This is a genomic window from Herbaspirillum rhizosphaerae (assembly GCF_046025915.1).
GTDB classification, from domain to species: Bacteria; Pseudomonadota; Gammaproteobacteria; order Burkholderiales; family Burkholderiaceae_D; genus Herbaspirillum; species Herbaspirillum rhizosphaerae_A.
The window spans coordinates 98,211-121,955 of record NZ_JAQQFR010000007.1 but is presented as its reverse complement, the minus strand read 5'-3'; the positions used below and the strand labels follow the sequence as shown (position 1 = coordinate 121,955).

24 protein-coding genes are annotated in these 23,745 nt (G+C 58.4%); 20 read left to right on the top strand and 4 right to left on the bottom strand.

Going from position 1 to position 23,745, the window contains the following annotated elements; genetic code table 11:
• Positions 1–41 precede the first annotated feature (41 nt).
• The 8 genes from mpl to corA all read left to right on the top strand — a co-directional run bounded on the left by mpl (position 42) and on the right by corA (position 8,484).
• Entirely contained in the window at positions 42–1,454 is a 1,413-nt protein-coding gene (gene mpl, locus PQR63_RS12505; protein ID WP_408168209.1) for a UDP-N-acetylmuramate:L-alanyl-gamma-D-glutamyl-meso-diaminopimelate ligase, read from the top strand.
• Positions 1,451–2,113, top strand: coding sequence for a YqiA/YcfP family alpha/beta fold hydrolase (locus tag PQR63_RS12500; protein WP_408168208.1), 663 nt, complete (start codon positions 1,451–1,453; stop codon positions 2,111–2,113). Before mpl ends, PQR63_RS12500 begins: the two co-directional genes overlap by 4 nt.
• On the top strand, positions 2,113–2,682 hold the full coding sequence (locus tag PQR63_RS12495; protein ID WP_408168206.1) for a chorismate--pyruvate lyase family protein: 570 nt from the start codon (positions 2,113–2,115) through the stop codon (positions 2,680–2,682). Before PQR63_RS12500 ends, PQR63_RS12495 begins: the two co-directional genes overlap by 1 nt.
• Positions 2,683–2,692: 10 nt before the next feature.
• On the top strand, positions 2,693–4,774 hold the full coding sequence (locus PQR63_RS12490) for a ribonuclease catalytic domain-containing protein (protein WP_408168204.1): 2,082 nt from the start codon (positions 2,693–2,695) through the stop codon (positions 4,772–4,774).
• A 46-nt stretch (positions 4,775–4,820) separates the two neighbouring features.
• Positions 4,821–5,708, top strand: a complete 888-nt coding sequence (locus tag PQR63_RS12485; protein WP_408168203.1) for a TonB C-terminal domain-containing protein — start codon at positions 4,821–4,823, stop codon at positions 5,706–5,708.
• A gap of 7 nt (positions 5,709–5,715) precedes the next feature.
• A complete protein-coding gene (gene aroE / locus PQR63_RS12480; protein WP_408168202.1) occupies positions 5,716–6,546 on the top strand; it encodes a shikimate dehydrogenase in 831 nt (276 codons plus the stop codon).
• Positions 6,547–6,609: 63 nt separating this feature from the next.
• Complete coding sequence (gene mtgA / locus PQR63_RS12475) at positions 6,610–7,365, top strand: monofunctional biosynthetic peptidoglycan transglycosylase (protein ID WP_408168201.1); 756 nt, start codon at positions 6,610–6,612, stop codon at positions 7,363–7,365.
• Positions 7,366–7,518: 153 nt separating this feature from the next.
• The gene (gene corA, locus PQR63_RS12470; RefSeq protein WP_408168200.1) at positions 7,519–8,484 is read left to right on the top strand and encodes a magnesium/cobalt transporter CorA; all 966 of its coding nucleotides are present in this window, start codon (positions 7,519–7,521) and stop codon (positions 8,482–8,484) included.
• A 35-nt stretch (positions 8,485–8,519) separates the two neighbouring features.
• On the opposite strand, the gene PQR63_RS12465 is transcribed toward corA, so the two are convergent.
• Positions 8,520–9,659 (bottom strand): branched-chain amino acid ABC transporter substrate-binding protein, encoded by a 1,140-nt coding sequence (locus PQR63_RS12465; RefSeq protein WP_408168199.1) that lies wholly within the window; start codon positions 9,657–9,659, stop codon positions 8,520–8,522.
• 449 nt (positions 9,660–10,108) lie between these two features.
• Here PQR63_RS12465 and PQR63_RS12460 point away from each other — a divergent pair, with 449 nt between their 5' ends.
• Positions 10,109–10,564 (top strand): glycine zipper 2TM domain-containing protein, encoded by a 456-nt coding sequence (locus tag PQR63_RS12460; RefSeq protein ID WP_408168198.1) that lies wholly within the window; start codon positions 10,109–10,111, stop codon positions 10,562–10,564.
• 26 nt (positions 10,565–10,590) lie between these two features.
• Here the strand turns inward: PQR63_RS12460 and PQR63_RS12455 are convergent, their stop codons facing one another.
• Together PQR63_RS12455 and PQR63_RS12450 are read right to left on the bottom strand one after the other, a co-directional pair.
• Complete coding sequence (locus PQR63_RS12455) at positions 10,591–11,757, bottom strand: anhydro-N-acetylmuramic acid kinase (protein WP_408168197.1); 1,167 nt, start codon at positions 11,755–11,757, stop codon at positions 10,591–10,593.
• 85 nt (positions 11,758–11,842) lie between these two features.
• On the bottom strand, positions 11,843–13,237 hold the full coding sequence (locus PQR63_RS12450; protein WP_408168196.1) for a M23 family metallopeptidase: 1,395 nt from the start codon (positions 13,235–13,237) through the stop codon (positions 11,843–11,845).
• A gap of 312 nt (positions 13,238–13,549) precedes the next feature.
• Here PQR63_RS12450 and tyrS point away from each other — a divergent pair, with 312 nt between their 5' ends.
• From tyrS to ruvC, 9 genes are all read left to right on the top strand, one after another.
• Positions 13,550–14,791, top strand: coding sequence for a tyrosine--tRNA ligase (gene tyrS / locus PQR63_RS12445; protein ID WP_408168195.1), 1,242 nt, complete (start codon positions 13,550–13,552; stop codon positions 14,789–14,791).
• Between the two features lie 79 nt (positions 14,792–14,870).
• Positions 14,871–15,341 carry a D-aminoacyl-tRNA deacylase gene (dtd, locus tag PQR63_RS12440; RefSeq protein ID WP_408168193.1) on the top strand — a complete coding sequence of 157 codons (471 nt, stop codon included), beginning with the start codon at positions 14,871–14,873 and terminating at the stop codon, positions 15,339–15,341.
• Between the two features lie 26 nt (positions 15,342–15,367).
• The gene (locus PQR63_RS12435; RefSeq protein WP_408168192.1) at positions 15,368–16,009 is read left to right on the top strand and encodes a YbhB/YbcL family Raf kinase inhibitor-like protein; all 642 of its coding nucleotides are present in this window, start codon (positions 15,368–15,370) and stop codon (positions 16,007–16,009) included.
• Positions 16,010–16,049: 40 nt separating this feature from the next.
• A complete protein-coding gene (locus tag PQR63_RS12430) occupies positions 16,050–16,703 on the top strand; it encodes a histidine phosphatase family protein (protein WP_408168191.1) in 654 nt (217 codons plus the stop codon).
• Positions 16,704–16,890: 187 nt separating this feature from the next.
• Positions 16,891–17,907 (top strand): tRNA dihydrouridine synthase DusB, encoded by a 1,017-nt coding sequence (gene dusB / locus PQR63_RS12425; RefSeq protein ID WP_408168190.1) that lies wholly within the window; start codon positions 16,891–16,893, stop codon positions 17,905–17,907.
• A gap of 59 nt (positions 17,908–17,966) precedes the next feature.
• A complete protein-coding gene (locus tag PQR63_RS12420; protein ID WP_007883354.1) occupies positions 17,967–18,200 on the top strand; it encodes a Fis family transcriptional regulator in 234 nt (77 codons plus the stop codon).
• Positions 18,201–18,307: 107 nt separating this feature from the next.
• Positions 18,308–19,879 carry a bifunctional phosphoribosylaminoimidazolecarboxamide formyltransferase/IMP cyclohydrolase gene (gene purH, locus PQR63_RS12415; RefSeq protein WP_408168189.1) on the top strand — a complete coding sequence of 524 codons (1,572 nt, stop codon included), beginning with the start codon at positions 18,308–18,310 and terminating at the stop codon, positions 19,877–19,879.
• 147 nt (positions 19,880–20,026) lie between these two features.
• Positions 20,027–20,311 carry a GIY-YIG nuclease family protein gene (locus PQR63_RS12410; RefSeq protein WP_408168188.1) on the top strand — a complete coding sequence of 95 codons (285 nt, stop codon included), beginning with the start codon at positions 20,027–20,029 and terminating at the stop codon, positions 20,309–20,311.
• Between the two features lie 66 nt (positions 20,312–20,377).
• The gene (gene ruvC / locus PQR63_RS12405; RefSeq protein ID WP_408168187.1) at positions 20,378–20,920 is read left to right on the top strand and encodes a crossover junction endodeoxyribonuclease RuvC; all 543 of its coding nucleotides are present in this window, start codon (positions 20,378–20,380) and stop codon (positions 20,918–20,920) included.
• Here ruvC and PQR63_RS12400 read toward each other — a convergent pair.
• Positions 20,917–21,849, bottom strand: a complete 933-nt coding sequence (locus PQR63_RS12400) for a DUF808 domain-containing protein (protein ID WP_408168186.1) — start codon at positions 21,847–21,849, stop codon at positions 20,917–20,919. The two genes, ruvC and PQR63_RS12400, sit on opposite strands and share 4 nt — an antisense overlap.
• A 186-nt stretch (positions 21,850–22,035) precedes the next feature.
• Between PQR63_RS12400 and ruvA the strand changes: the two genes are divergently transcribed.
• Positions 22,036–22,614, top strand: a complete 579-nt coding sequence (gene ruvA / locus PQR63_RS12395) for a Holliday junction branch migration protein RuvA (protein ID WP_408168185.1) — start codon at positions 22,036–22,038, stop codon at positions 22,612–22,614.
• A 13-nt stretch (positions 22,615–22,627) separates the two neighbouring features.
• Entirely contained in the window at positions 22,628–23,683 is a 1,056-nt protein-coding gene (gene ruvB, locus PQR63_RS12390) for a Holliday junction branch migration DNA helicase RuvB (RefSeq protein WP_050478980.1), read from the top strand.
• Positions 23,684–23,745: the final 62 nt, after the last annotated feature.

The window sequence follows — 23,745 nt, the reverse complement described above, 5'->3', positions numbered from 1 at the left end:
CCGCTCAGGTAAAATCTCGGGATTCCTTATCAAGATTCACTATGCATATTCATATCCTCGGCATTTGCGGCACCTTCATGGGTGGCCTGGCGGTACTGGCGAAAGAAGCCGGTCACAAGGTCACCGGATGCGACGCCAATGTCTACCCGCCCATGAGCACACAGCTGGAAGCTCAGGGGATAGCGTTGATCCAGGGTTTTGATCCCGAGCAAGTCAAGCTGCAACCTGATCTGTTTGTCATCGGCAATGTGGTGTCGCGCGGCAATCCGCTGATGGAAGAAATCCTCAATCGCGGCCTGCCTTATGTGTCGGGGCCGGAATGGATGGGCAATCACATCCTGCAGGACAAATGGGTGCTGGCCGTCGCGGGTACGCACGGCAAGACCACGACGTCCGCCATGCTGGCCTGGATTCTGGAAGACTGCGGCTATGCGCCCGGCTTTCTGATCGGTGGCGTGCCGATGAACTTCGGTATTTCGGCGCGCTTGTCTGGCAAGGATGACAAAAACCAGGATGGCAAAAAAGAAGACTCGATCTTCTTCGTCATCGAAGCCGATGAATACGACACCGCCTTCTTCGACAAGCGCAGCAAGTTCGTGCACTACCACGCCAAGACCGCAATCCTGAACAACCTCGAATACGATCACGCCGACATTTTCCCGGATCTGACGGCCATCGAGACGCAATTCCATCACTTGGTGCGTACTGTGCCCGGCATCGGCCGCCTTGTCGTCAATGGCCGCGAACCCGCCTTGGAGCGTGTGATTGCACGCGGTTGCTGGAGCGAGCACGAGAATTTTGGCGTAGCGGCCGGAGAAAAAGGCTGGTCGCTCAAGACCCACGACGACGGCAGTTTCGATATCGCCTTCAACGGCGAGCCGCAAGGCACCGTGCAGTGGTCGCTGACCGGCGAACATAATCGCATGAATGCATTGGCGGCAATTGCCGCCGCGCGCCATGTCGGCGTGCCGGCAGCGCAGGCGATCGCCGCGCTGGAAAAGTTCGAAAACGTCAAACGCCGCATGGAGTTGCGCGGCACGGTGAACAACATCGCCGTCTACGACGACTTTGCCCATCACCCGACCGCCATCACCACCACGGTCGCCGGTCTGCGCAAGAAGGTCGGCAAGAATGGTGGCGGGCGCATCCTCGCCGTACTGGAGCCGCGTTCCAATACGATGAAGCTGGGCACCATGAAAGATGCCTTGCCCGCCAGCCTGACCGAGGCCGACCTGGTGTTCGGCTACGGCGCCAAGGGCAGCGGCAAGGAAGCCTTGGGTTGGGATCTGGCGCAAGCGCTGTCGCCGCTGGGTGACAAAGCCCAGGCGTTCGACGACCTCGGCGCGCTGGTGCAGGCGATCAAGCAGGCAGCACGTCCGGGCGATCATGTGCTGGTCATGAGTAACGGCGGTTTCGGCGGCGTCCATCAGAAGTTGCTGGACGCGCTCGCATGATTTTGTATCTGCACGGCTTTCGCTCGTCGCCGCAATCGTTCAAGGCGCGTTACATGGCCGAACGTTTGCAGGCGCTGGGACGTCTGCCGGAATATGACTGCCCGCAACTGCCGGCTTCGCCCGCTGCCGCAATCAAGCTGGCGCTGGAGCATGTTGAGCAATTCGCGCCGCAGTTTCCGGTGGAGCAACTGACGGTGGTCGGCTCGTCGCTGGGCGGTTTTTATGCGACCTGGCTGGCAGAGCATCTGGGTTGCCGCGCTGTCTTGCTCAATCCGGCCGTCAAGCCGCCACGCGATCTGGAGTCTTACGTTGGCGTCACGACGCAATACCACTCGGACGAGCCTTTTGAATTCAAGCACGCCTACATCGATGAGTTGCGCGCCTTGACCGTGGACAAGATTACCCGTCCGGAGCGCTATTTCCTGATTGCCGCGACTGGCGACGAAGTACTGGATTGGCGCGAGATGACGGCGCATTACCCCGGCGCGAAGCAAATCGTGATCGAAGGAAGCGACCATGGCATCAGCGAATTCGCCGACTATGCCGACGATGTGCTGGCGTTTTGCGGTGTGGAGGTAGAGCCTTTGAATCCATTGAATCCATTGAATCCATTGAATCCGCCGAACAGCTTGCAAGCCGGCGATGAGGCACTAAGCTGATGGAGAAGCTGCTTGGCCGTGCGCGCTGGTTCGATCATCCGAATGCAGTGCAGGCCGGACCGCAGTTGCGGCAATGGCTGGCGGACCCCGGCTCGATGACTTTCAAGCTGCGTGCGCGTTGCGACGAGCTGCGCGTGCAGCGTCTGCGCCAGCGTCCCGGTAATGCCCTGCAGGATGAATGCGCGCTTCTCGAACTGACCCCGCGCGAGGCGGTTGAAGAACGCGACGTCATTCTGCATTGCGACGGTCATCCGGTGTTGTTCGGCCATACGATCACACCGCTGGCATCGGCGGCGGCCTGGCCTTTTTTTCGTCGCCTCGGCAATCGACCGCTGGGCGGCAGTTTGTTTTCCGATCCGCTGGTGACGCGCGCGCCGATTCAATTCGCCCGCCTGCACGCCGGTCATCCGTTGGTGCGCCGCGTGCGTCAGGCGCTTGATCTTCATTCTCAGCCGCCGCTGCAGCCTTTGTATGCGCGCCGCTCTCTGTTTCGTCGTCACGGCAGCGTCATGCTGGTGACCGATGTTTTTTTACCCGCCCTCAGCACGCTGATGGCATTGAATATGTAAGCAACAATCGATGAATTTATTTTTTGAAGAATCCGGTGATTTCAAGGCTGGCGCCGTGCTGTCGCAGCAAGGCGAGGCCTATCAGGTCGAGATGGCATCGGGCAAGCGCAGCAAGGTCAAGTCCAAGGACGTGATGCTGCAGTTCGCCTCGCCGAGCCCGGCCAAGTTGCTGGAAGACGCGCAAGCCATCGCGCAGGACATCGACCTGGATTTTCTGTGGGAAGTCGCGGGTGAAGACGAGTTTGGCTTTGCCGAGCTGGGTACGGAATATTTCGGACATGCACCGTTGCCGCATGAGGCCGCCGGCTTGCTGCTGCGCTTGCATTCGTCGCCGATTTATTTTTACCGCAAGGGTAAAGGGCGTTATAAAGCTGCGCCGCAGGCATCGTTACAAGCCGCGCTGGCCGGTATCGAAAAGAAGAAGCAGCAAGCACTGGTGCAGGCGCAGTATGTCGAAGAGTTGAAAGCCGGAAAATTGCCGGACTCTTTCAAACCGATGGCGCTGCAATTGCTGTTCCGTCCCGACAAGAACGGTATCGAATTCAAGGCGCTCGACGCCGCCTGCCGAGAATTGCAAACCACGCCGCCGCGCCTGATGCTGTCGACCGGCGGCCTGGCGTCGCCGAAGGATCTGCATTACGCCAAATTCCTGTTTGAATTTTTCCCCAAGGGCAGTGGTTTCCCTGAGGTGAAAATTCCATCCGTGCCCGCTGATTTGCCGCTGGCGGATGTGCAGGCCTTCTCCATCGATGACGTCACCACGACTGAAATCGATGATGCCTTGTCGGTTGTCAAACTGGCTGACGGCAACGTGCGCGTCGGCATCCATATCGCTGCACCGGGTCTGGGCATCAAGCGCGACGATGCGATCGACGCCATGGCGCGTCAGCGCATGTCGACGGTCTACATGCCCGGTGAAAAAATCACCATGCTGCCCGATTCGCTGGTCGAAGCGTTTACGCTCGACGAAGGCAAGAAATGCCCGGCCTTGTCGCTCTACGCCACGCTCGATCCATCCGACTGGAGCGTGATCTCCACCGAGACGCGCGCCGAGATCGTGCCGATTTCCGCCAACCTGCGCCACAACGATCTGGATGCGCTGGTCACTGAAGAGGCACTGGCAGAAAACAGCGGCGAGTATCCGCACAAGGACGACATCAGCTTGCTGTGGCAATGGGTGCAAGTGCTGGAGCGGGGCCGTATGGCCAAGCGCGAAAGTTTCGGCCTGCGTCCGGAACAGAACAACCGCGTCGATTTCAATTTCTACGTCGACAATGATGTCGTCACCATCACGCGCCGCAAGCGCGGTGCGCCGCTGGACAAGATCGTCGCCGAACTGATGATCTTCGCCAATAGCACCTGGGGCAAGTTCATGGCTGACCATGGCGTGCCGGGCATCTACCGCGCACAAGGCGGCGGAGCCGGTGGCTGGGCCGCCAAGATGCAAGTGCGCATGGTCACGCACGCCGCGCCGCATCAGGGCCTCGGCGTCGATCAATATGCGTGGAGCACTTCGCCGCTGCGCCGCTATACCGATCTGGTCAATCAATGGCAGATCCTGGCGTGCCTGGAGCATGGTGTCACCGCGCCGCTGGCAGCACCGTTCAAGCCGCGCGACGCTGATTTGTTCGCCATTGTCTCGGCGTTCGATTCGGCCTATTCCGGCTATGCCGACTTCCAGTCCGGGATGGAGCGCTACTGGTGCCTGCGCTGGCTGGCGCAAGAACAGGCGCGACAAGTCGATGCCGTGGTGCTGAAGGACGAGATTTTGCGTCTGGTCGACATTCCACTGGTGATTCGCCTGCCGGGCATGCCGCAGGTTGCGCGCGGTTTGCAGGTCAAGCTGGATCTGCTGCGCTGGGATGAAGTCGACTTGACCGTCGAAGCGCGCTTGCTGGAGATTCCGACTGCGCAGCAGTCAGCTGACACCGAGCCGATGGATGAAGAAGACGAAGCCATGCTGCAAGGCATGGAAGATGCTGCGCAAGAAGATGCCGAAGCAGCGGCTGAAGGTGCTGAAGAATCGGCCGGAGACAATGCCGGTGATGAGACTGCTGGCGCCACCACCACTCCTGTCCCGGCTGCGGAATGACCTGGGCTTTGGCGTAAAATCGCGTTTTTCATCTATTGAAGTGCCTGTGAAATATTTTGCCGACAATCGCTTCCTGACCATCGCTCTGGCCGGCTCCGTGGTGATCCACGCGATCTTGCTCGGCGTGCACTTCGCTGCGCCGGATGCGTTCAGGCTCAAGCCTGCCGATCCGGGGCTGGAAGTGATCCTGGTCAACGCCAAGCACGACAAGGCACCGGTCAAGGCCGACGCCATTGCGCAGGCCAACCTGGATGGCGGCGGCAACGCCAATGAAGGTCGCGCCAAGTCGCCGCTGCCGGACATGCGCAAGGTCGAGAATGGCGACAGTGTCAAGGCCGCGCAGCGCAAGGTGGCCGAACTGGAAGCGCAGCAGCAGAAGATTCTGTCGCAGATGAACAAGACCACCCAGACCGTCGCCACGCCTGAGCGCGAAAAGCCGAAGGAAGTCACGCCGCAGATCAACGCCAAGGACTTGCTGGATACCGCCAAGGCCGTAGCGCGGATGGAAGCCGAAGTCGCCAAGAACATTGAGGAATACAATAAGCGGCCGAAGAAGACGCAGATCACTGCGCGCACCCGTGAGGCTGGCTACGCTTTGTATTACAAGGCAATGCAGGAAAAAATCGAACGGCTCGGCACGCTCAATTTTCCGCAGTGGGACGGCAAGAAGCTGTACGGCGAACTGGTGATTTATATTCCGGTTTTCCAGGACGGCACGATTTACGATAAGGAAGGCGGCGTGCGTATCGAGCGCGGTTCCGGTAACGCGGCGCTGGATAGTGCGGCTCTGGCGATTGTCCGGCGTTCGGCGCCGTTCGGGCGTTTTCCCGACAACATGCGCACGACCAGCAAGGACGATATCTGGGAAATCATCACCCGTTTTCGTTTTACGCACGAAGAAACTTTGCAGACTGACATGAGCAGCTCACGCTGAGAAGAAAATGGATGCATACGTCGTCATCGGCAATCCGATTGCCCATAGCAAGTCGCCTGAAATCCATGCGCAGTTCGCCGCGCAGACTACGCAACAACTGAGCTATGAGCGCCTGCTGGCGCCGTTGCAAGGTTTCAAGGCGGCAGTCAAGGTTTTCATCGCCAACGGTGGCAAAGGGGCCAACGTCACCGTGCCTTTCAAGCTCGAAGCGCACGCGCTGGCTGATCGCTTAACCGATCGTGCGCGCCTGGCAGGTGCAGTCAATACGCTCAAATTTGAAGGCGGCAGCATCCTCGGCGACAACACGGATGGCGCAGGATTGGTGGTGGATATTGTCCAGAACGCCGGTGTTGCGCTGGCCGGGAAGCGGGTCTTACTGCTTGGCGCCGGCGGTGCTTCACGCGGCGCCCTGCTGCCCTTGCTTGAACAAAAGCCTGCCGAGCTGGTGTTGGCCAATCGCACGCACGCCAAAGCACAGGAGTTGGTGACGCAATTTGCCGAGTACGGCAATCTGGTCGCCGCAGAATATGCACAGCTGACCGGCGCCTTTGATGTGCTGATCAACGCGACGTCTGCCAGTCTCGCTGCCGACGTGCCGCCGATTCCCGTGAGCGTTTTTTCGCGTACAGCTGAGGCAACAACACTGGCTTACGACATGATGTACGGCAAGCAGCCGACGGTATTCATGGAGTTTGCCGCGCGCCACGGTGCCATCGCACGCGACGGTCTGGGCATGCTGGTGGAGCAGGCGGCGGAGGCATTCTTTCTATGGCGCGGCGTGCGGCCGGAAACTGCAGATGTGTTTGCCTCCTTGCGCGCGCAACTGAATCAAAGCTGAGGTCATCGTTTCAGGATTTCCCGGCATCGGGCGCTGTATCAATCAATAACAAACATCAGAAAAATGAAGCTCTTGCGCAAGCTGTTCCTGTGGCTGATCGTGTTGCCTTTAACCTTAGTGTTGCTGCTGCAACTGTATTTCTTCGTGCAGATCTGGTGGTGGGTTGATCACAATCCTGATTCGACCAGTTTCATGCGTCAGCAATTGTCCATCCTGCAAGAAAAAAATCCCAACGCGCAATTGCAATTCCGCTGGGTGCCTTACAACCGTATTTCCAATAACCTCAAGCGCGCCATCATTGCGTCGGAAGATTCCAATTTCTCCGAGCATGAAGGTGTCGACTGGGATGCCCTGCAAAAAGCCTACGAAAAGAACAACAAGAAGGGCAAGGTCGTCGCCGGCGGTTCCACCATTACCCAGCAGTTGGCGAAGAACCTGTTCCTTTCCGGTGAGCGCAGCTATATTCGCAAGGCGCAGGAATTCGTCATTACCTACATGCTGGAATTCCTGATGGACAAGCAGCGCATCTTTGAGATTTATCTCAATGTGGTGGAGTGGGGGAATGGCGTCTTTGGCGCCGAGGCAGCGTCGCTGCATTACTACAACACCAGTGCGGTCAATCTGGGGCCGAGCCAGGCGGCGAGGCTGGCGGTGATGCTGCCGCGTCCGCGCTTCTACGACAAGAATCCCGGGTCTGCCTACCTCGCCAACCGGACAGGCCTGATCCTGCGCCGCATGGGAGCGGCCGAGCTGCCGCCGGTGAAGCCGGTGGAAAAGCCGCCCGCCAAGCCCGCCGCCAAGTCGTCTTCCCGAAAATAAGCGAGGTAGCAGGCGGCCGCAGCTGTGGCGCTTGCTTGCCGACAAGCTTGAACGTACACTTGCGTTCCAGTTCGACGGCAGGTCGTGAACCGCTTTGTTACCGCGCCGTTACACACTATCCGTCCAGTCGACTTGTCCTGACAGTGAGATCACATGATTAATGTTTTTGTTTTGCAAAATGGTCGACTGAATCAGGTCAATATCGATAGCCGCAGCGATCTGGAAAACATCGTGCCGGTCTGGGTCGACCTGACCGAGCCGACCGACGACGAGCGCGCCTGGGTCAAAAGCATCTACGGCGTGACCTTGCCGGACGAAGACGAATTCAGCGACATTGAAGCTTCCGCGCGTTATTTCGAAGCGGAAAACGGCGACCTGCATCTGCGCACCGATTTCTTGTTCGAAGGCGAAAACGACGCCTCGGCCACCATGACCGTGGCCTTCATCCTGGCACGCAACATCCTGTTCTCAGTCCATGCGGAAGACCTGCCGGTATTTCGCCTGGTGCGCATGCGCGCGCGTTCGCGTCCCGGTTCGATCGGTGATTATCGCGACGTGTTGCTCGACTTGTACGAAACCGATGCCGAATATTCGGCGGATGCACTCGAAGGCATTTATCAGAAGCTCGAAGCCGTCAGCCACAGTGTGCTCAAGAAAAGCCTCTCCGACCAGGCTGCTGCCGACGTGCTCAACACCATCGCCCACGAGGAAGATTTGAACGGACGCATCCGCCGCAACATGATGGATACGCGCCGCGCCGTGAGCTTCCTGATGCGTGGCCGCTTGTTGAGTTCGGAGCAGTTCGAAGACGCGCGCCAGATCCTGCGCGACATCGAATCGCTGGACGGCCATACCGCCTTCTTGTTCGACAAGATCAACTTCCTGATGGATGCCACTGTCGGTTTCATCAACATCAACCAGAACAAGATCATCAAGATCTTCTCGGTGGCTTCGGTCGCCTTCCTGCCGCCGACGTTGATTGCCAGTATTTACGGCATGAACTTCGAATGGATGCCCGAGCTCCATTGGGGCGGTGGCTACCCACTAGCGATCCTGATGATGATCGGCTCGGCAATTGCGCCGTTCTGGTACTTCCGCCGCCGCGGCTGGCTCAATTAAAACGCATTCCCTCACGCTTGGTGATGAACTGCGTTCTACGGAAAGGTCTTCACCGCTTCCCAGCTTCCCTTACCGGCGCGGTACAGCGTGTAGCGGGGATTGTTGAGGTTGCCTTCCTGGTCGAAAGAAATCTGTCCCGACACGCCGTTGAATTTTATCTTGTGCAAGATCGCCGGGAGCCGCTGCGGGGTGGTTGAGTCGGCCTTCTTCATCGCATCGATCAATATGCCGACGGCGTCGTAGGTCAGCCAGGATTGGGGTATCAGCGGTGCTTTGAATTTTTCCCTGTAAGTTGCCACCAGCCTTTTATAATCCGCAACTTTGTCAGGCGCAATGCCGGGCGCCAGCACCATGGTGCCTTCCGGATATTCGTCAGAACGCTGAGGAAAATCGCTGTTGATAGCGCCACTGGCCAGCAGCAGCGGGACATTCATATTCATTTGCTGCAGACGCGACGACAAGGCCATGGTTTGCGGCAAGATACCGGCGAAACACACCAGGTCAGCATTGGCGTTCTGGATTTTTGCAATGGCTGTATTGAATTCCGAAGTCCGGGCGCTCGCCAATTGCTCGTGCTCCACGACACGCACGCCTTTGCGTTGCAGATTGGCGATGAAATTTTTCGCGAGGTCGACGCCGAGCGAGGTGTTGTCGTCGATGATTACGATACGGCGCGCACGGATGACGCCAAGCGCTGCTTCAGCCAGATATTTCGGTGTGACTTCGCTGTTGCCCAGCATTTGGAAGATGGTCGGGTAATTCAGTTTGGTGAACTCCCGTCCCGCTGCCGTAGGGGACACCTGTGGAATGCCCGCATCCCTGTATACCGGTGCTGCGGCAATGCTGGCGTCTGTCGTCAGGTGCCCGATCACGCCCACCACGCCGGCCGCGACAGCAGCGCGCGCGGTGATGGCGGCGATGTTCACATCGTTCTTGTCGTCGGCGACAAACAGTTTGAAGCGGGTCAGCTTGCCGCCGATACGGATGTCGCTTTTATTGGCTTCGTCTATTGCGAGCTGAGCGGCGTCGTGTGCGGTCTGTCCGCGCACCAGCTTCATGGAGCCGATCAGGCCGATGAGAACGATTTGGCTAGGTTCCTGCGCTTGTGCCGTCATCAGGGGCAAGGCCAGCAGAATTCCTATCGAAGCGGAGACGCGACGAGAGAAATTTCTCATTTTCGATCCTTTAACAATGGTCTTCCGGGGCTTGGCGGTGGCGAAGGCTTATTTGCTGTCCCTATCTTTGCATGTGAAGTGGATATCGCATGAGGCAGAGAAGACGGGGTTTGGAACGGCTGTTAATCGATATGCCGACAGAATGGGCTTGTGTCTGGACGCAACACCAGGTCCGGCCATGTGGCTGAAGATCGGCGGGGCAGGGTACGAAAGTGTTGCTTCTTAGAAATATTTAAAGCGTCTTCCAGATTTGTTTCTCGGCGCATTGTGTAAGCAGAAGGATGGCTGACACGCAGGAACAGAAGGGGGTTTTTATCGTCATACCGCGGATCGTGTAGGACACGGTCTGACAAGAGCTTGCGTCGTTCGCTGATGTCGCGCACGGGCTTGAGCGTCAACAATGACCACATCACCTCACGATGGGGTTGAAGCCACAAAAGGACATCGTCATGAAACACCACTACATCTCCCTGCTCGCCGTTGGCTTGAGCATGCTTGCGCTACTCAATGGCTGTGCCGGCGGTCCGGATTATCGTTCAGCGCCAACCGGCCCGAACGCGCCGCCTTCGTATTCCAATTCCAGCACCGGCGTGATCGAAGAGATCGAAGTCAGCCATCAGCAAAGCAACGGTGTCGGTGGCGCGGTTGTCGGCGGCGTTGTAGGTGGTCTGTTGGGTAACCAGATCGGTAGCGGCTCGGGCCGGACGGCGGCTACCGTTGCCGGCGCCGTAGGCGGTGGTGTGGTCGGCAATCAGGTGCAGAAAAATCATGGCGGACGCGAGGTCTACAATATCCGCGTACGCATGAATGACGGCTCCATGCAAAGCTTCGCGCAGGACAGCACGGATAACTTGCGCGTCGGCGACCGCGTCCGCCTGGATGGCGGAAGGGTCTATCGTTACTGATAATCTAAGCTAATACTTGCTACTAATTATTGCGCTGGATAGAGTCCGCCGAGCACGCGCAAGCCACGTGCGCCGGTGACCGCCGGCAGGTTGCCCGGCAAGCGCAGGCAAAAGCGCTGCGCCAGCCAGGCGAAGGCCAAGGCTTCCACGTGATTCGGGGCGATGCCCAGTACTTCCGTGGATAACACCGGAATAGCGCGTTCTGCGCCGGCCGACAAGGCTTCTCCCAGTAATTTCAATAAGTAGGCATTGTAGGCGCCGCCGCCGCAGACATACACGGCGCCGGTCTGTGCCGCATGCTTGAGGATCGCGTCGGCAATGGTCGTCGCGGTAAAGGCGGTCAAGGTCGCTTGTACGTCGGCGGGCGTCAACTCCTTGTGTGATGCCAATTGTGCATCCAGCCATTCGATATGGAACAGATCCCGACCGGTGCTCTTTGGCGGCGGCAACGCGAAATAGGCGTCGCTGCGCAAGGCGGCCAACAGCGCTGCATCGGGTTTGCCGGATGCGCCCCAGGCGCCGTCGGCGTCATAGGTTTGGCCCTGGTGGCGAGCGATCCATGCATCCATTAATACATTGCCGGGGCCGGTATCGAAACCGGACGTTGCTTCCAGTTTGCCGGCAGGCAGGATACTGATGTTACTGATGCCGCCAATGTTGACTGCCACGCGTGCCTGCTCTTCGCTGCCGAAGACCGCCTGATGAAAGGCCGGTACCAGCGGTGCACCCTGACCGCCGGCAGCAACATCGCGGCTGCGGAAATCGGCAATCACATCGATGCCGCACAACTCCGCCAGCAGCGATGGATTGTTGGTCTGACGCGTATAGCCCAGTTCAGGGCGATGACGGATCGTCTGCCCATGTACACCGACGGCGCGGATATAGGCTGCCGGAATGGCGCTTTTTTCCAGTAACTCGGCGATGCATTGCGCGTAATAGACGGCCAGTTGATTGGCTGCCATCGCCTCGCGCTGCAATTCGTTTTCGCCGTTGGCTTGCAAGGCCATCAGGGCCGCGCGCAAATCATCGGGAAAGGGCACATAAGCAGTCGCCAGCGTTGCCATCGGCTGTCCGTCTGCATCGGCCGGCAGCGAAGCCAGCACGCCATCGACACCGTCGAGGCTGGTGCCCGACATCAGGCCGATGTAGAGAGAGGACGAGGCGGAGCGTGGAGGATCGAGATCGGTGGACATAGAAAAACCGGTGATGAGATCGCTGCATTTTACAGCGATTCCATCACCGGTTTTATGCACTCAGAGAGCGCTGATACGACTGAGCTTAGCGTGAAGCCAGCGTGACACCATTGCCGTCGGCAGGGCGCAGCAGCGACAGGCGGCGGCTCATGTCGGTCGACACCGTGCGGAAGCGCGCCAGTTGATTGCCGCCCAGCGGTTGTGCGTTAGGCACGTCTACCGACAGCGGATTGCGCGGCACATTGTTGACACGGAATTCGTAATGCAGATGCGGCCCGGTTGCCCAGCCCGTCATGCCGACGTAGCCGATCACTTCGCCCTGGCTGATCTTGTCGCCCTTGCGCAAGCCCGAGACAAAGCGGCTCATGTGACCGTAGGCAGTGGAATAACCGCTCCAGTGCTTGATCACGACGATGTTTCCGTAGCCGTTTTGCTTGCCGACGAAATCCACCACGCCGTCGCCCGATGCATGGATCGGGGTGCCGGTCGGCGCCGCGAAGTCGACACCGGTATGCTGCTTCCAGATACCGAGGATAGGATGCACGCGCATCGAAAAGCCTGACGAAATACGGGTAAAGGCCAATGGCGACTTGAGGAAGGCTTTCTTCAGCGACTTGCCGTCGAAGGAGTAATAGCCGCCGCCGATTTTGCTGCCCGGCTCATCGAACCAGACGGCCTGATAGGTGTTGCCGGCGTTGGTGAACTCACCCGCAAGCACGCGGCCTGTGCGTACCGGTTCTCCGTTGTTGTAGAAGGTTTCATAGACCACGTTGAAGCGGTCGCCGCGGCGCAGGTCCGACGCGAAGTTGATGTTGGTGGCGAACATGTCGACGATTTGCGTCGCGATGCTGTCGGGGATCTGGGCGTTGTCGGTGGCGGCAAACAGCGACGAGCGGATTTGGCCCGAACGCATTTCAACACGGCGCTCCAGCACGGCAGGTGCCGTCGTTGCCTTGAATTTGTCGCCGTCGCGTGCGATCACCAGATTGTTGATCGGGCCGTCGCGGCCATCGCTCAGGGTGGCGGTCAGTTGTTGCAGCTCGCCCTCTTCAGAGGTGCGCGCCATGACGCGCTTGCCTGCGCGCAACTGCATGACGGCGCGGGCCAGCGTATCGGACTTGATGAAGCTGGCTGCTTCCTCGTCATCGACGCCCAGTCGGGTCAGTAATGTTGCTAATGTGTCACCGGCACGGACTTTTTCTTCGTTGACGTAAAACTCGTCACGTTCTTCCAGCTGGGCAATCTGTTGTTTCAGATCAGGCAAGGCCAAGTCTTTGGTGATGGCGTGAACCGGCGCGTCGGAGGTGTCCGGCTCGGCCGGTGCAAAACCGGCGGCGCCAATGGTGAACGCGCCAAGGAATAAAGCCCCGGCGGAAAGAACCTTGGTTTTACGGGAAGAGCCGTGAAATTTCTCGTGGCAGAAGAGATGGGCGGTGCGGTATAGGGAGGCGGCGCGCGCGAATTTATCTTTAGGGAACATGCAATACGTTAAAATCTACCGTTTACGCTTGTTCTGAATTCTGTTGCAGGAAAAGCAATGAGAGAAGACGGATCGTTCCGTTTATTGTCTTGTTGATGATCAACTCGACAACCGACTCATGTTGCTGTTCAACCGCAGGCATCGTCAGTGACTCCCCGATGACGCACGCTTTTACAGACTCTTGACAGGCGATGAATGCTAATTCTCTGCTGATTGCGCTTCTAGATGGCGTGCGGCAGAAAGACGAAGTGCGCATTATAGCAAGCGTCAATCCGGTACTGTCCTACAAAAGCCTATTTTTTAGTTATATCAATGACCGCCGAACAACCACCATCCAAAACTCCCTTGCCCCTGTCAGACAAAGTACAGGAGGCGCTTGCCGTTGCCAAACGCGGCGTTGACGAATTGCTCATCGAAAGCGAATTCGCCCAGAAACTGGCGCGTGCCGAGCAAAGCGGCCAGCCGCTGCGTATCAAGCTGGGTCTGGATCCGACCGCGCCCGACCTGCATCTGGGCCACACTGTGGTGCTGAACAAGATGCGTCAGTTGCAGGATCTCGGCCATACCGTGATCTTCCTGATCGGTGACTTTACCTCGATGATCGGCGACCCATCGGGCCGCAACGCGACCCGCCCGCCGCTTACGCGCGAACAGATCGAAGTCAATGCCAAGACGTATTTCGCCCAGGCCAGCCTGGTGCTGGATGCGGCCAAGACCGAGATCCGTTACAACTCCGAGTGGTGTGACCCGCTGGGCAGCCGCGGCATGATTCAACTGGCGTCGCGCTACACCGTAGCGCGCATGATGGAGCGTGATGATTTCACCAAGCGTTTCAAAGAAGGCACGCCGATTTCGGTGCATGAATTCCTGTATCCGCTGATGCAAGGCTACGACTCGGTTGCGCTGAAAGCCGATCTGGAGCTGGGCGGCACCGATCAGAAGTTCAATCTGCTGGTCGGCCGCGAGCTGCAAAAGGATTTCGGCCAGGAGCCGCAATGTATCCTGACGATGCCTTTGTTGGAAGGTCTGGACGGCGTCGAGAAGATGTCGAAGTCCAAGAACAACTACATCGGTATCACCGAGCCGGCCAACACCATGTTTGCCAAGGTGATGAGTATTTCCGACGTGATGATGTGGCGCTACTACGAACTGCTGTCGTTCCGTTCGATGGCCGATATCGCCGGTTTCAAGGCAGACGTGGAAGGCGGCAAGAACCCGCGCGACATCAAGGTGGCGTTGGCCCAGGAAATCGTTGCCCGCTTCCATTCGCAGCAGGCTGCCGAAGATGCGCTGGCGGACTTCGTCAATCGTTCCAAGGGCGGTATTCCCGACGACGTGCCGGAAGTCGCCCTGAGCGGCGCGCCGCTGGGTATCGGTCAATTGCTCAAGCAAGCCAATCTGTGCGCCTCCACCTCGGAAGCCTTGCGCATGGTGGAGCAGGGTGGTGTGCGTATCGACGGCACCGTGATCAGCGACAAGGGTCTGAAGGTCGATGCAGGTGTGTTTGTGGTGCAAGTCGGCAAGCGCAAATTTGCACGCGTCACTTTGTCGTAATCACAACGAATCACAACGAATCACAACGAATCACAACGAATCACAACGAATCACAACGAATCACAACGAATCGCAACGCATGATCGGATTATTGCAACGAGTCAGCAAAGCTGATGTCGTAGTGGAAGGCGAACAGATTGGTGTCATCGGCGCGGGTTTGATGGTGCTGGTCTGTGCCGAACGTGGCGATACCGAAAAGGAAGCCGATCTCTTGCTCGGCAAGCTGCTCGGTTACCGCGTGTTCGCCGACGATGCCGGCAAGATGAACCGCAGTGTGACGGATGTGCAGGGCGGTTTATTGCTGGTGCCGCAGTTTACGCTGGCGGCCGATACGCGTTCCGGCACGCGGCCATCATTTACACCGGCAGCTGCACCGGAAGACGGCAGAAGATTGTTCGATCACTTTGTCACACAGGCGAAAGCCAGGCATGGCATGGTGCAGACAGGACGCTTCGGCGCCGACATGCAGGTTTCACTGACCAACAACGGTCCGGTCACATTCTGGCTGCAGGTGAAGCCGGCCGCGACAGCAAACATAAGCAAGCCCTAGCAAGCCAATTTTCAAAGGAGAGCACAATGAAACTCTGGAGCGATTCTTTTCAAGACGGTGCGACCATCCCAGGCGAATTCGCCTTTGCGGTGCCTGATGCCAAAAGCCACATAGCGCTGTCATCCAACAAAAATCCACATCTCGCCTGGAGCGATGTGCCTGCCGGCACCAAATCGCTGGTGCTGGTCGTGCATGATCCCGACGTGCCGTCGCGCGGTGACGACGTCAATCAGGAAGACAAGACCGTGCCGGCGGACTTGCCGCGTGTCGACTTTTTCCACTGGAGCCTGGTGGATATCCCGGCAAGCGTCAGCGAACTGGCTGCAGGCCAGTTCAGCAGCGCCGTCACTACACGCGGCAAGGCCGGCCCTGCGATTCCGGGCGATCCGTTGTTGGGCGCGCGTCACGGCCTCAACGATTACACCAGCTGGTTTGCCGGCGACGGCGACATGAGTGGTGATTACTTCGGCTATGACGGCCCTTGTCCGCCATGGAACGACGCGATCGTGCACCGTTACGTTTTTACGCTGTATGCGGTGGATCAGGAGCAACTGACGGTAACCGGCAAATTCACCGGCACCGACGTGCACAATGCGCTGCAAGGCCACGTGCTGGCGCAGGCCAGTATCACCGGTACGTACACATTGAACCCGGCGTTGGTCAGCTGACGAATCAACTCACCAAGTAAATAAGTAGAGAAACAGACTCATGCTCGATATCCTGCTGATCCGCCACGGCGAAACCGACTGGAACGTAGACAAGCGCCTGCAAGGCCACATCGACATTTCTCTGAACGCCGAAGGACAGCGGCAGGCAGCAGCGCTCGGGCGCGTACTTGAGAACGAACCGCTGGATGCCATCTATGCCAGCGACCTGCAACGCGCGCGCGATACGGCCCAAGCCGTGGCGACACGGCAAGGCAAGACGGTGCAGATCGATCCTGCTTTGCGCGAGCGTTGCTACGGCGGGTTTGAGGGTTTGCAGCACCACGATATCGAGCAGCGCTATCCGGAAGACTTTGCTGCATGGAAGTCGCGTGAACTCGATGCGCGCTACCCGGCCGGAGAGCGCATTGCCGAAACCATGCGCGAATTCTCCGGGCGCGCCGTCAGTGCAGTCAGCGCTATCGTTCGCGAAGGGGCTGCCGACGGTCATCGCAAGATCGCCATCGTCACCCACGGCGGCGTTCTCGAATGCATTTACCGCTGGGCCAGGCAAACCGGTTTTGCGCATGCGCGTGATTTTGATATCTTCAACGCCAGCATCAATCGTCTGCAATGGGATGGTGAGCGCATCCACATCAGGCAATGGGCGGATATCGCTCATCTCTCGCCGCAAGTACTCGACGAAGTCGATCGCTGAGGAAGCCTCGATGCATTTTTAATCGGTAGCGAGACGTTCTGCGGTGCCGGATATAACGATGCATTGCTTTTTTGATAATTTCTCGTCGGCGTTGCGCTGCAAGACCGATTCTTGTTGGGGCGCAGGGCCAATCGCGCTAAAATAGCGCCCTTCCCCAGCAACCACACGCTCACGCGTCCAGAGATTCGTGAATATCGGCCCGCATTCCCTGCGCAATAACGTTTTCGTCGCCCCCATGGCGGGTGTGACGGATCGTCCTTTCCGCCAACTGTGCAAACAGTTGGGCGCGGGTTATGCCGTCTCGGAAATGGCCGCCTCGGACCCGCGTCTCTGGCAAAGTGAGAAGACCTCCCGCCGCACCAATCATGACGGCGAGATGGAGCCGAAAGCGGTGCAGATCGCCGGCGCCGATCCCGCCATGCTGGCCGATTGCGCCAAGCACAACGTCGACCGCGGCGCGCAGATCATCGACATCAACATGGGCTGCCCGGTCAAAAAAGTCTGCAACAGCTGGTGCGGTTCGGCCTTGTTGCAAAACGAAAAACTGGTCGGTCAGATTCTCGACGCGGTGGTGAAAGCCGTCGACGTGCCGGTGACGTTGAAATTTCGTACCGGCTGGAATCGCGAGAACAAAAATGCATTGACCATCGCCGCCATGGCCGAGCAAAGCGGCATCGCCATGCTGACGTTGCACGGCCGCACGCGCGCCGACGGCTACAGCGGCGAAGCCGAGTACGAAACCATCGCCGCCGTCAAGGCAGCGGTGAAGATCCCGGTGGTCGCCAATGGCGACATCACCACGCCGGAGCGCGCCAGGCACGTGCTGGCTGTGACCGGTGCCGATGCCGTCATGATCGGCCGTGCAGCGCAGGGACGTCCGTGGATCTTCCGCGAGATCGATCACTTCCTGCGCACCGGCACGCATCTGCCGGCGCCGATGGTGACCGAAGTGCAGGAACTGATGCTGGAACATTTGCAGGCGCACTATGCGTTCTACGGCGAGTATCTCGGCGTACGCACGGCGCGCAAGCACATTGGATGGTATGTCCGCGACCTGCCGGAGGGAGAAGAATTCCGGCAACGCATGAACCGCCTCGAAGATTGCCAGCTGCAGTGGAACGCCGTGCGCGATTTCTTCGAATCGCAGGCGGCATATGGCGAGCGGTTACAATACGGGATTGCCGAACAGGCGCTGGCAGCGTAGCTGCAAGCAGCACTGAAGGTTATTGATTAACACACCAAAAAGAACAGAAGTAGCACGTAATGAGTAAAGAAAGTATCGAGGATGTCGTCAGGAAGAGCCTTGACAAGTATTTCAAGGATCTCGGCGAGCAACTGCCATCCAATGTGTATGACATGGTTGTTTTGACGGTCGAGAAACCGATCTTCGAAGCAGTGATGGCGCGCGCCGACGGCAATCAGTCTCAAGCCGCAGAAATTCTCGGTATCAATCGCAATACCTTGCGCAAGAAATTGCAGCAGCACGGCTTGTTGTAAGCGCAGGCCTTAGTCGCCTGCATGTATCGCATACATGCGGCAGCGTCCCTCGATTGCAGGCGTTGCCGGTCCCACCACCGAATTCCTTCATTTACCTTCATGCCATCATGATCAAACAAGCACTCATCTCCGTTTCCGACAAAGCCGGCGTGCTCGACTTTGCACGCGCGCTGTCCGCCATGGGCGTCAACATCCTGTCCACCGGCGGTACTGCCAAACTGCTGGCCGACAATGGCGTCAAGGTTACTGAAGTCGCCGACTACACAGGTTTCCCGGAGATGCTGGACGGCCGCGTCAAGACGCTGCATCCAAAGGTGCACGGCGGCATTCTGGCGCGCCGCGATTTTCCTGAGCACGTCGCTGCGCTGGACAAGCACGGCATCCCGACCATCGACATGGTGGTGGTGAACCTGTATCCGTTCCAGCAAACCGTCGCCAAGGAAGAATGCTCGCTGGAAGACGCGATCGAAAACATCGACATCGGCGGCCCGGCCATGTTGCGTTCGTCGGCCAAGAACCACAAGGACGTGGTCGTCATCTGCGACCCGACCGACTACGCCGGCGTGCTGGCCGACCTGCAAGCCAGCGGCGACCTGCCGTACGAAAAGCGCTTTGCGCTGGCCAAGAAAGTGTTCGCGCACACTGCGCAATACGACGGTTCCATCACCAACTATTTCACCTCGCTGGGCGAAGACAAGCAGCACACCACCCGCAGCGCCTATCCTGACACGCTGAACCTGCACTTTGAAAAAGTCCAGGACATGCGCTATGGCGAAAACCCGCATCAATCGGCTGCGTTCTATCGCGATATCAAGAAGAGCGACGGCGCGCTGGCCAACTACACCCAGCTGCAAGGCAAGGAACTGTCGTTCAACAACATCGCCGACGCCGACGCTGCGTGGGAATGTGTCAAGACCTTCGACGCTGCCGACACCGCAGCCTGCGTCATCATCAAGCACGCCAATCCCTGCGGCGTGGCAGTCGGCGCCAATCCATTGGAGTCGTACAGCAAGGCATTGCAAACTGATCCGACTTCCGCGTTCGGCGGCATCATCGCCTTCAACCGCGAACTCGACGGCGCAGCCGCTGAAGCAGTTGCCAAGCAATTCGTTGAAGTGCTGATCGCTCCGTCCTTCAGCGCCGAAGCCAAGAAGATTTTCGCCGCCAAGCAAAACGTGCGTCTGCTGGAAATCCCATTGGGCAATGGTCTCAACGCGTATGACTTCAAACGCGTCGGCGGCGGTCTGCTGGTGCAATCGCCGGACGCCAAGAACGTGCTGCTGGCCGACGTCAAAGTCGTCAGCAAGAAGCAACCGACACCGCAGCAATTGCAAGACCTGATGTTCGCCTGGCGCGTCGCCAAGTTCGTCAAATCCAACGCGATCGTCTTCTGCGGCAATGGCATGACGCTGGGCGTCGGCGCCGGCCAGATGAGCCGTATCGACTCCGCGCGCATCGCCTCGATCAAGGCGCAGAATGCCGGTCTGACACTGGCTGGCTCGGCCGTGGCGTCGGATGCATTCTTCCCGTTCCGCGACGGTCTGGATGTGGTGGTGGATGCAGGCGCAACCTGCGTGATCCATCCGGGCGGTTCGATGCGCGATCAGGAAGTGATTGATGCGGCAGACGAACGTGACGTCGTGATGCTGTTGACCGGCACGCGTCACTTCCGCCATTAATTTTCTTCGCTCTCAAATACTGTCGTCCTGACGAAAGTCAGGACCCAGCGTCGTAAAGACGGTCGATAAATCACTGGGTCCCAGCATTCGCTGGGACGACAAGAAATTCCTTTTTGATAATTAATTCACGTGCGGTAACATTCGCGCATGAGTTATTTCGTCTATATTCTGGCGAGTCAACGCAACGGCACGTTGTATATCGGCGTCACTGGCGACGTGGTGCGACGCGTTCATGAACACAAGTACGGCTTGATACCCGGATTTACTCAAAAATATGGGGTCAAGGATTTAGTGTATGTTGAAGTCCTGGACGATATAGTTAGTGCTATCGCTCGTGAAAAACAACTGAAAGCATGGCGACGTGCCTGGAAAATCGAGTTGATCGAAAAGACCAACCCTTATTGGAATGATCTGTATGCAACGGTCGTTTGACGACACTGGGTCCCAGCGTACGCTGGGACGACGCGTAATGGTTCAGTCGTGGATGCGTTCGTACTCATGAAAATTCTCGGCATCGACCCCGGCTTGCGGACCACCGGTTTTGGCGTGATCCACAAGCAAGGCACCAAGCTCACCTATATCGCCTCCGGCACCATCAAGACGCCGGATGCCGATTTGCCGCAACGGCTCAAAGTCATTCTCACCAGCGTCGGCGAAGTCATCAAGACTTATGCGCCCGATTGCGCGGCCATCGAAAAAGTTTTCGTCAACGTCAATCCGCAATCCACGCTGTTGCTCGGACAAGCGCGCGGCGCTGCGATTTGCGCACTGGTGAGCGCCGATCTGCCGGTGGCGGAATACACCGCACTGCAAATCAAGCAGGCCGTCGCCGGTCACGGCAAGGCGCAGAAGCAGCAGGTGCAGGATATGGTGCAGCGTTTGCTGGCATTGCCGGGCTTACCCGGTACCGATGCGGCTGATGCCCTCGGTGTAGCGATCTGCCATGCACACAGCGGCGAAGCATTGAGCGCCCTCGGTGCACTCGCGCCAGGCTTGGCGAAGAAGGGCTTGCGCATGCGCGGCGGTCGCCTGATCGGTTAGTTTTTCTTGAAAAATTTCAGTACGCGTTTCACTGCCTCCACCAGCAGCAGCACCACACCGCCGGCAATCACGCCGAATACCGCATCGATCACCGAAGGTGCAATCACCGACAACAAACCGCCCACTGCAGGCAGTGCGGCGAGCGGCGTACTGACGTCCGCAATCCAGTGATGCACCGGCGGGATGCCATGCGTCAGAATGCCGCCGCCGACCATGAACATCGCGACAGTGCCGATGACGGTCAGACTCTTCATCATGTAAGGTGCTGCGACCAGAATAGCGCGACCGACGCGTTGTTTGAACTGGCCGAAGCCGCTATTGCCGCCCGTGCGCAGCAAATACAAACCACCATCGTCGAGTTTGACGATACCTGCCACCACGCCGTACACGCCCACCGTCATGATCAATGCGATGCCGATCAGCACGATGATCTGTTGCTGCAAAGGCGCGGTGGCGACCGTGCCGAGCGTGATGGCGATGATTTCCGCCGACAGCACGAAGTCGGTGCGGATTGCGCCCTTGATCTTGTCCTGTTCGCTGGCAGCGTTATCGGCGTCATCAACTGCCGCCGCCTCATGATGCTCTTCCTCGTGCGGCAGATACTTGTGCGCCAGCTTTTCGAATCCTTCGAAGCACAGGAAGGCGCCGCCCACCATCAGCAGCGGCGTCACGGCCCACGGTGCAAAAGCGCTGATAGCCAACGCGGCAGGCACCAGAATCGCCTTGTTCTTCAATGATCCGACTGCCACCGCCCACACCACGGGGAGCTCGCGGTCGGCGTTCACACCGGAGACCTGCTGCGCATTGAGCGCCAGGTCGTCGCCCAGCACGCCCGCTGTTTTTTTCGCGGCAACCTTGGTCATCAGGGAGACGTCGTCCAGGATGCTGGCGATGTCGTCGATCAATGCGAAAAAGCTGCTGCCTGCCATGGTGTCCTTTGGTCTTGAAAATACGGTGTACTGAAGAGAAGCAGGGCAGACAATAGCCCACGCGGACGGGATTAGGCAAATCGTGTCCAGTCGTGTCCATTCAGCAAATAATTCAATGCTGCCGGATATACTGTTTATCCGAACAGTACTGTATCATTCCACCATTCATCTTTCTGCCCAGCTATCATGATCGGTCGCCTCTCCGGAATTCTGCTCGAAAAAAATCCTCCGCAATTGCTGGTCGATTGCAACGGTGTCGGTTACGAAGTCGGCGTGCCCATGAGCACCTTCTACAATCTGCCGGGACTGGGCGAGAAGGTCGTGTTGCTGACGCATCTCGCGATTCGCGAAGACGCCCACGTCCTGTTCGGTTTCGGCAGTGCAGAAGAGCGTAATACGTTTAAAGAGTTGATCAAGATTTCGGGCGTTGGTGCCCGGACTGCCTTGTCGATTCTGTCGGGCATGTCGGTCAGTGATCTGGCGCAAGCCGTGACCTTGCAGGAAGCTGGCCGCCTCACCAAAGTGCCCGGCATCGGCAAGAAAACCGCCGAACGCCTGCTGCTCGAATTGAAGGGCAAGCTCGGTGCCGATCTCGGCGCCGTCGGTGGCGTCGTGCATCACGATACAACTTCGGATATCCTCAACGCCTTGCTGGCGCTGGGTTATTCCGACAAGGAAGCGACGCTGGCGCTGAAACAGGTACCAGCCGATGCAACCGTCTCGGAAGGCATCAAGCATGCGCTCAAGGCGCTGTCCAAAGCATAAATAGTCACCATCCATGAGCATTCAGACCGACGACTTTTCCGAACAACGCATCATTGCAGCCACGCCGGCTTCGGCTAACGAGGAAGCAATCGAGCGCGCGCTGCGCCCCAAGCAGCTCGACGAATACGTCGGCCAGGAAAAAGTCCGCGGTCAGCTGGAGATCTTCATTTCAGCCGCACGTCAGCGCGGCGAAGCACTGGATCACACGCTGCTGTTTGGCCCTCCGGGTCTCGGCAAGACCACCATGGCGCACATCATCGCGCGCGAGATGGGCGTCAACCTGCGCCAGACTTCCGGCCCGGTGCTGGAACGTGCCGGCGATCTGGCCGCCTTGCTGACCAACCTCGAAGCCAACGATGTTCTCTTCATCGATGAAATCCATCGCCTGTCGCCGGTGGTCGAAGAAATCCTTTACCCGGCGCTTGAGGACTATCAGATCGACATCATGATCGGCGAAGGTCCTGCTGCGCGTTCGGTGCGTCTCGATCTACAACCCTTCACGCTGGTCGGCGCCACCACGCGCGCCGGCATGCTGACCAATCCGTTGCGCGATCGGTTCGGCATCGTTGCGCGTCTGGAGTTTTATTCGCCGCCGGAACTGGCGCGCATCGTCACACGCAGCGCCGGCTTGCTCAATGCACCCATCGTCGAAGAGGGCGCGCTGGAAATCGCCAAGCGCAGCCGTGGCACACCGCGCATTGCCAATCGTCTGTTGCGCCGCGTGCGCGACTATGCGGAAGTGAAAGGCGACGGCAGAATTACCCGGGCCATGGCCGACGCCGCGCTGGTGATGCTGGATGTAGATCCGGTCGGCTTTGACTTGATGGACCGCAAACTGCTGGAAGCCGTGCTGTTCAAATTTAACGGTGGCCCGGTCGGCCTCGACAATCTCGCCGCCGCCATCGGCGAAGAGCGCGATACCATCGAAGACGTGCTCGAGCCTTATCTGATTCAGCAGGGTTATCTGCAACGCACGCCGCGTGGCCGTGTAGCGACACCGCTGGCCTATACGCATTTTGGCGTGACGGCACCGCGCACCGGCCCCAACGGTGACCTTTGGGCGGGCTGAGTCTTGAATCGTGCTCGGTGAAATTGTATTGGCTGTCTTCCCAGTACAGCAGCCCATGCCTT

Bases quoted from the DNA above. Each gene is read 5' to 3' on its own strand.
- corA (WP_408168200.1), top strand. From the start codon at position 7,519: ATGATTAATGTTTTTGTTTTGCAAAATGGTCGACTGAATCAGGTCAAT.
- PQR63_RS12450 (WP_408168196.1), bottom strand. From the start codon at position 13,237: ATGTTCCCTAAAGATAAATTCGCGCGCGCCGCCTCCCTATACCGCACC.
- PQR63_RS12465 (WP_408168199.1), bottom strand. From the start codon at position 9,659: ATGAGAAATTTCTCTCGTCGCGTCTCCGCTTCGATAGGAATTCTGCTG.
- ruvC (WP_408168187.1), top strand. From the start codon at position 20,378: ATGAAAATTCTCGGCATCGACCCCGGCTTGCGGACCACCGGTTTTGGC.
- ruvA (WP_408168185.1), top strand. From the start codon at position 22,036: ATGATCGGTCGCCTCTCCGGAATTCTGCTCGAAAAAAATCCTCCGCAA.
- aroE (WP_408168202.1), top strand. From the start codon at position 5,716: ATGGATGCATACGTCGTCATCGGCAATCCGATTGCCCATAGCAAGTCG.
- PQR63_RS12435 (WP_408168192.1), top strand. From the start codon at position 15,368: ATGAAACTCTGGAGCGATTCTTTTCAAGACGGTGCGACCATCCCAGGC.
- ruvB (WP_050478980.1), top strand. From the start codon at position 22,628: ATGAGCATTCAGACCGACGACTTTTCCGAACAACGCATCATTGCAGCC.
- PQR63_RS12410 (WP_408168188.1), top strand. From the start codon at position 20,027: ATGAGTTATTTCGTCTATATTCTGGCGAGTCAACGCAACGGCACGTTG.
- PQR63_RS12495 (WP_408168206.1), top strand. From the start codon at position 2,113: ATGGAGAAGCTGCTTGGCCGTGCGCGCTGGTTCGATCATCCGAATGCA.
- mpl (WP_408168209.1), top strand. From the start codon at position 42: ATGCATATTCATATCCTCGGCATTTGCGGCACCTTCATGGGTGGCCTG.
- mtgA (WP_408168201.1), top strand. From the start codon at position 6,610: ATGAAGCTCTTGCGCAAGCTGTTCCTGTGGCTGATCGTGTTGCCTTTA.
- PQR63_RS12500 (WP_408168208.1), top strand. From the start codon at position 1,451: ATGATTTTGTATCTGCACGGCTTTCGCTCGTCGCCGCAATCGTTCAAG.
- PQR63_RS12430 (WP_408168191.1), top strand. From the start codon at position 16,050: ATGCTCGATATCCTGCTGATCCGCCACGGCGAAACCGACTGGAACGTA.
- PQR63_RS12460 (WP_408168198.1), top strand. From the start codon at position 10,109: ATGAAACACCACTACATCTCCCTGCTCGCCGTTGGCTTGAGCATGCTT.
- PQR63_RS12420 (WP_007883354.1), top strand. From the start codon at position 17,967: ATGAGTAAAGAAAGTATCGAGGATGTCGTCAGGAAGAGCCTTGACAAG.
- PQR63_RS12400 (WP_408168186.1), bottom strand. From the start codon at position 21,849: ATGGCAGGCAGCAGCTTTTTCGCATTGATCGACGACATCGCCAGCATC.
- dtd (WP_408168193.1), top strand. From the start codon at position 14,871: ATGATCGGATTATTGCAACGAGTCAGCAAAGCTGATGTCGTAGTGGAA.
- tyrS (WP_408168195.1), top strand. From the start codon at position 13,550: ATGACCGCCGAACAACCACCATCCAAAACTCCCTTGCCCCTGTCAGAC.
- PQR63_RS12455 (WP_408168197.1), bottom strand. From the start codon at position 11,757: ATGTCCACCGATCTCGATCCTCCACGCTCCGCCTCGTCCTCTCTCTAC.
- PQR63_RS12490 (WP_408168204.1), top strand. From the start codon at position 2,693: ATGAATTTATTTTTTGAAGAATCCGGTGATTTCAAGGCTGGCGCCGTG.
- purH (WP_408168189.1), top strand. From the start codon at position 18,308: ATGATCAAACAAGCACTCATCTCCGTTTCCGACAAAGCCGGCGTGCTC.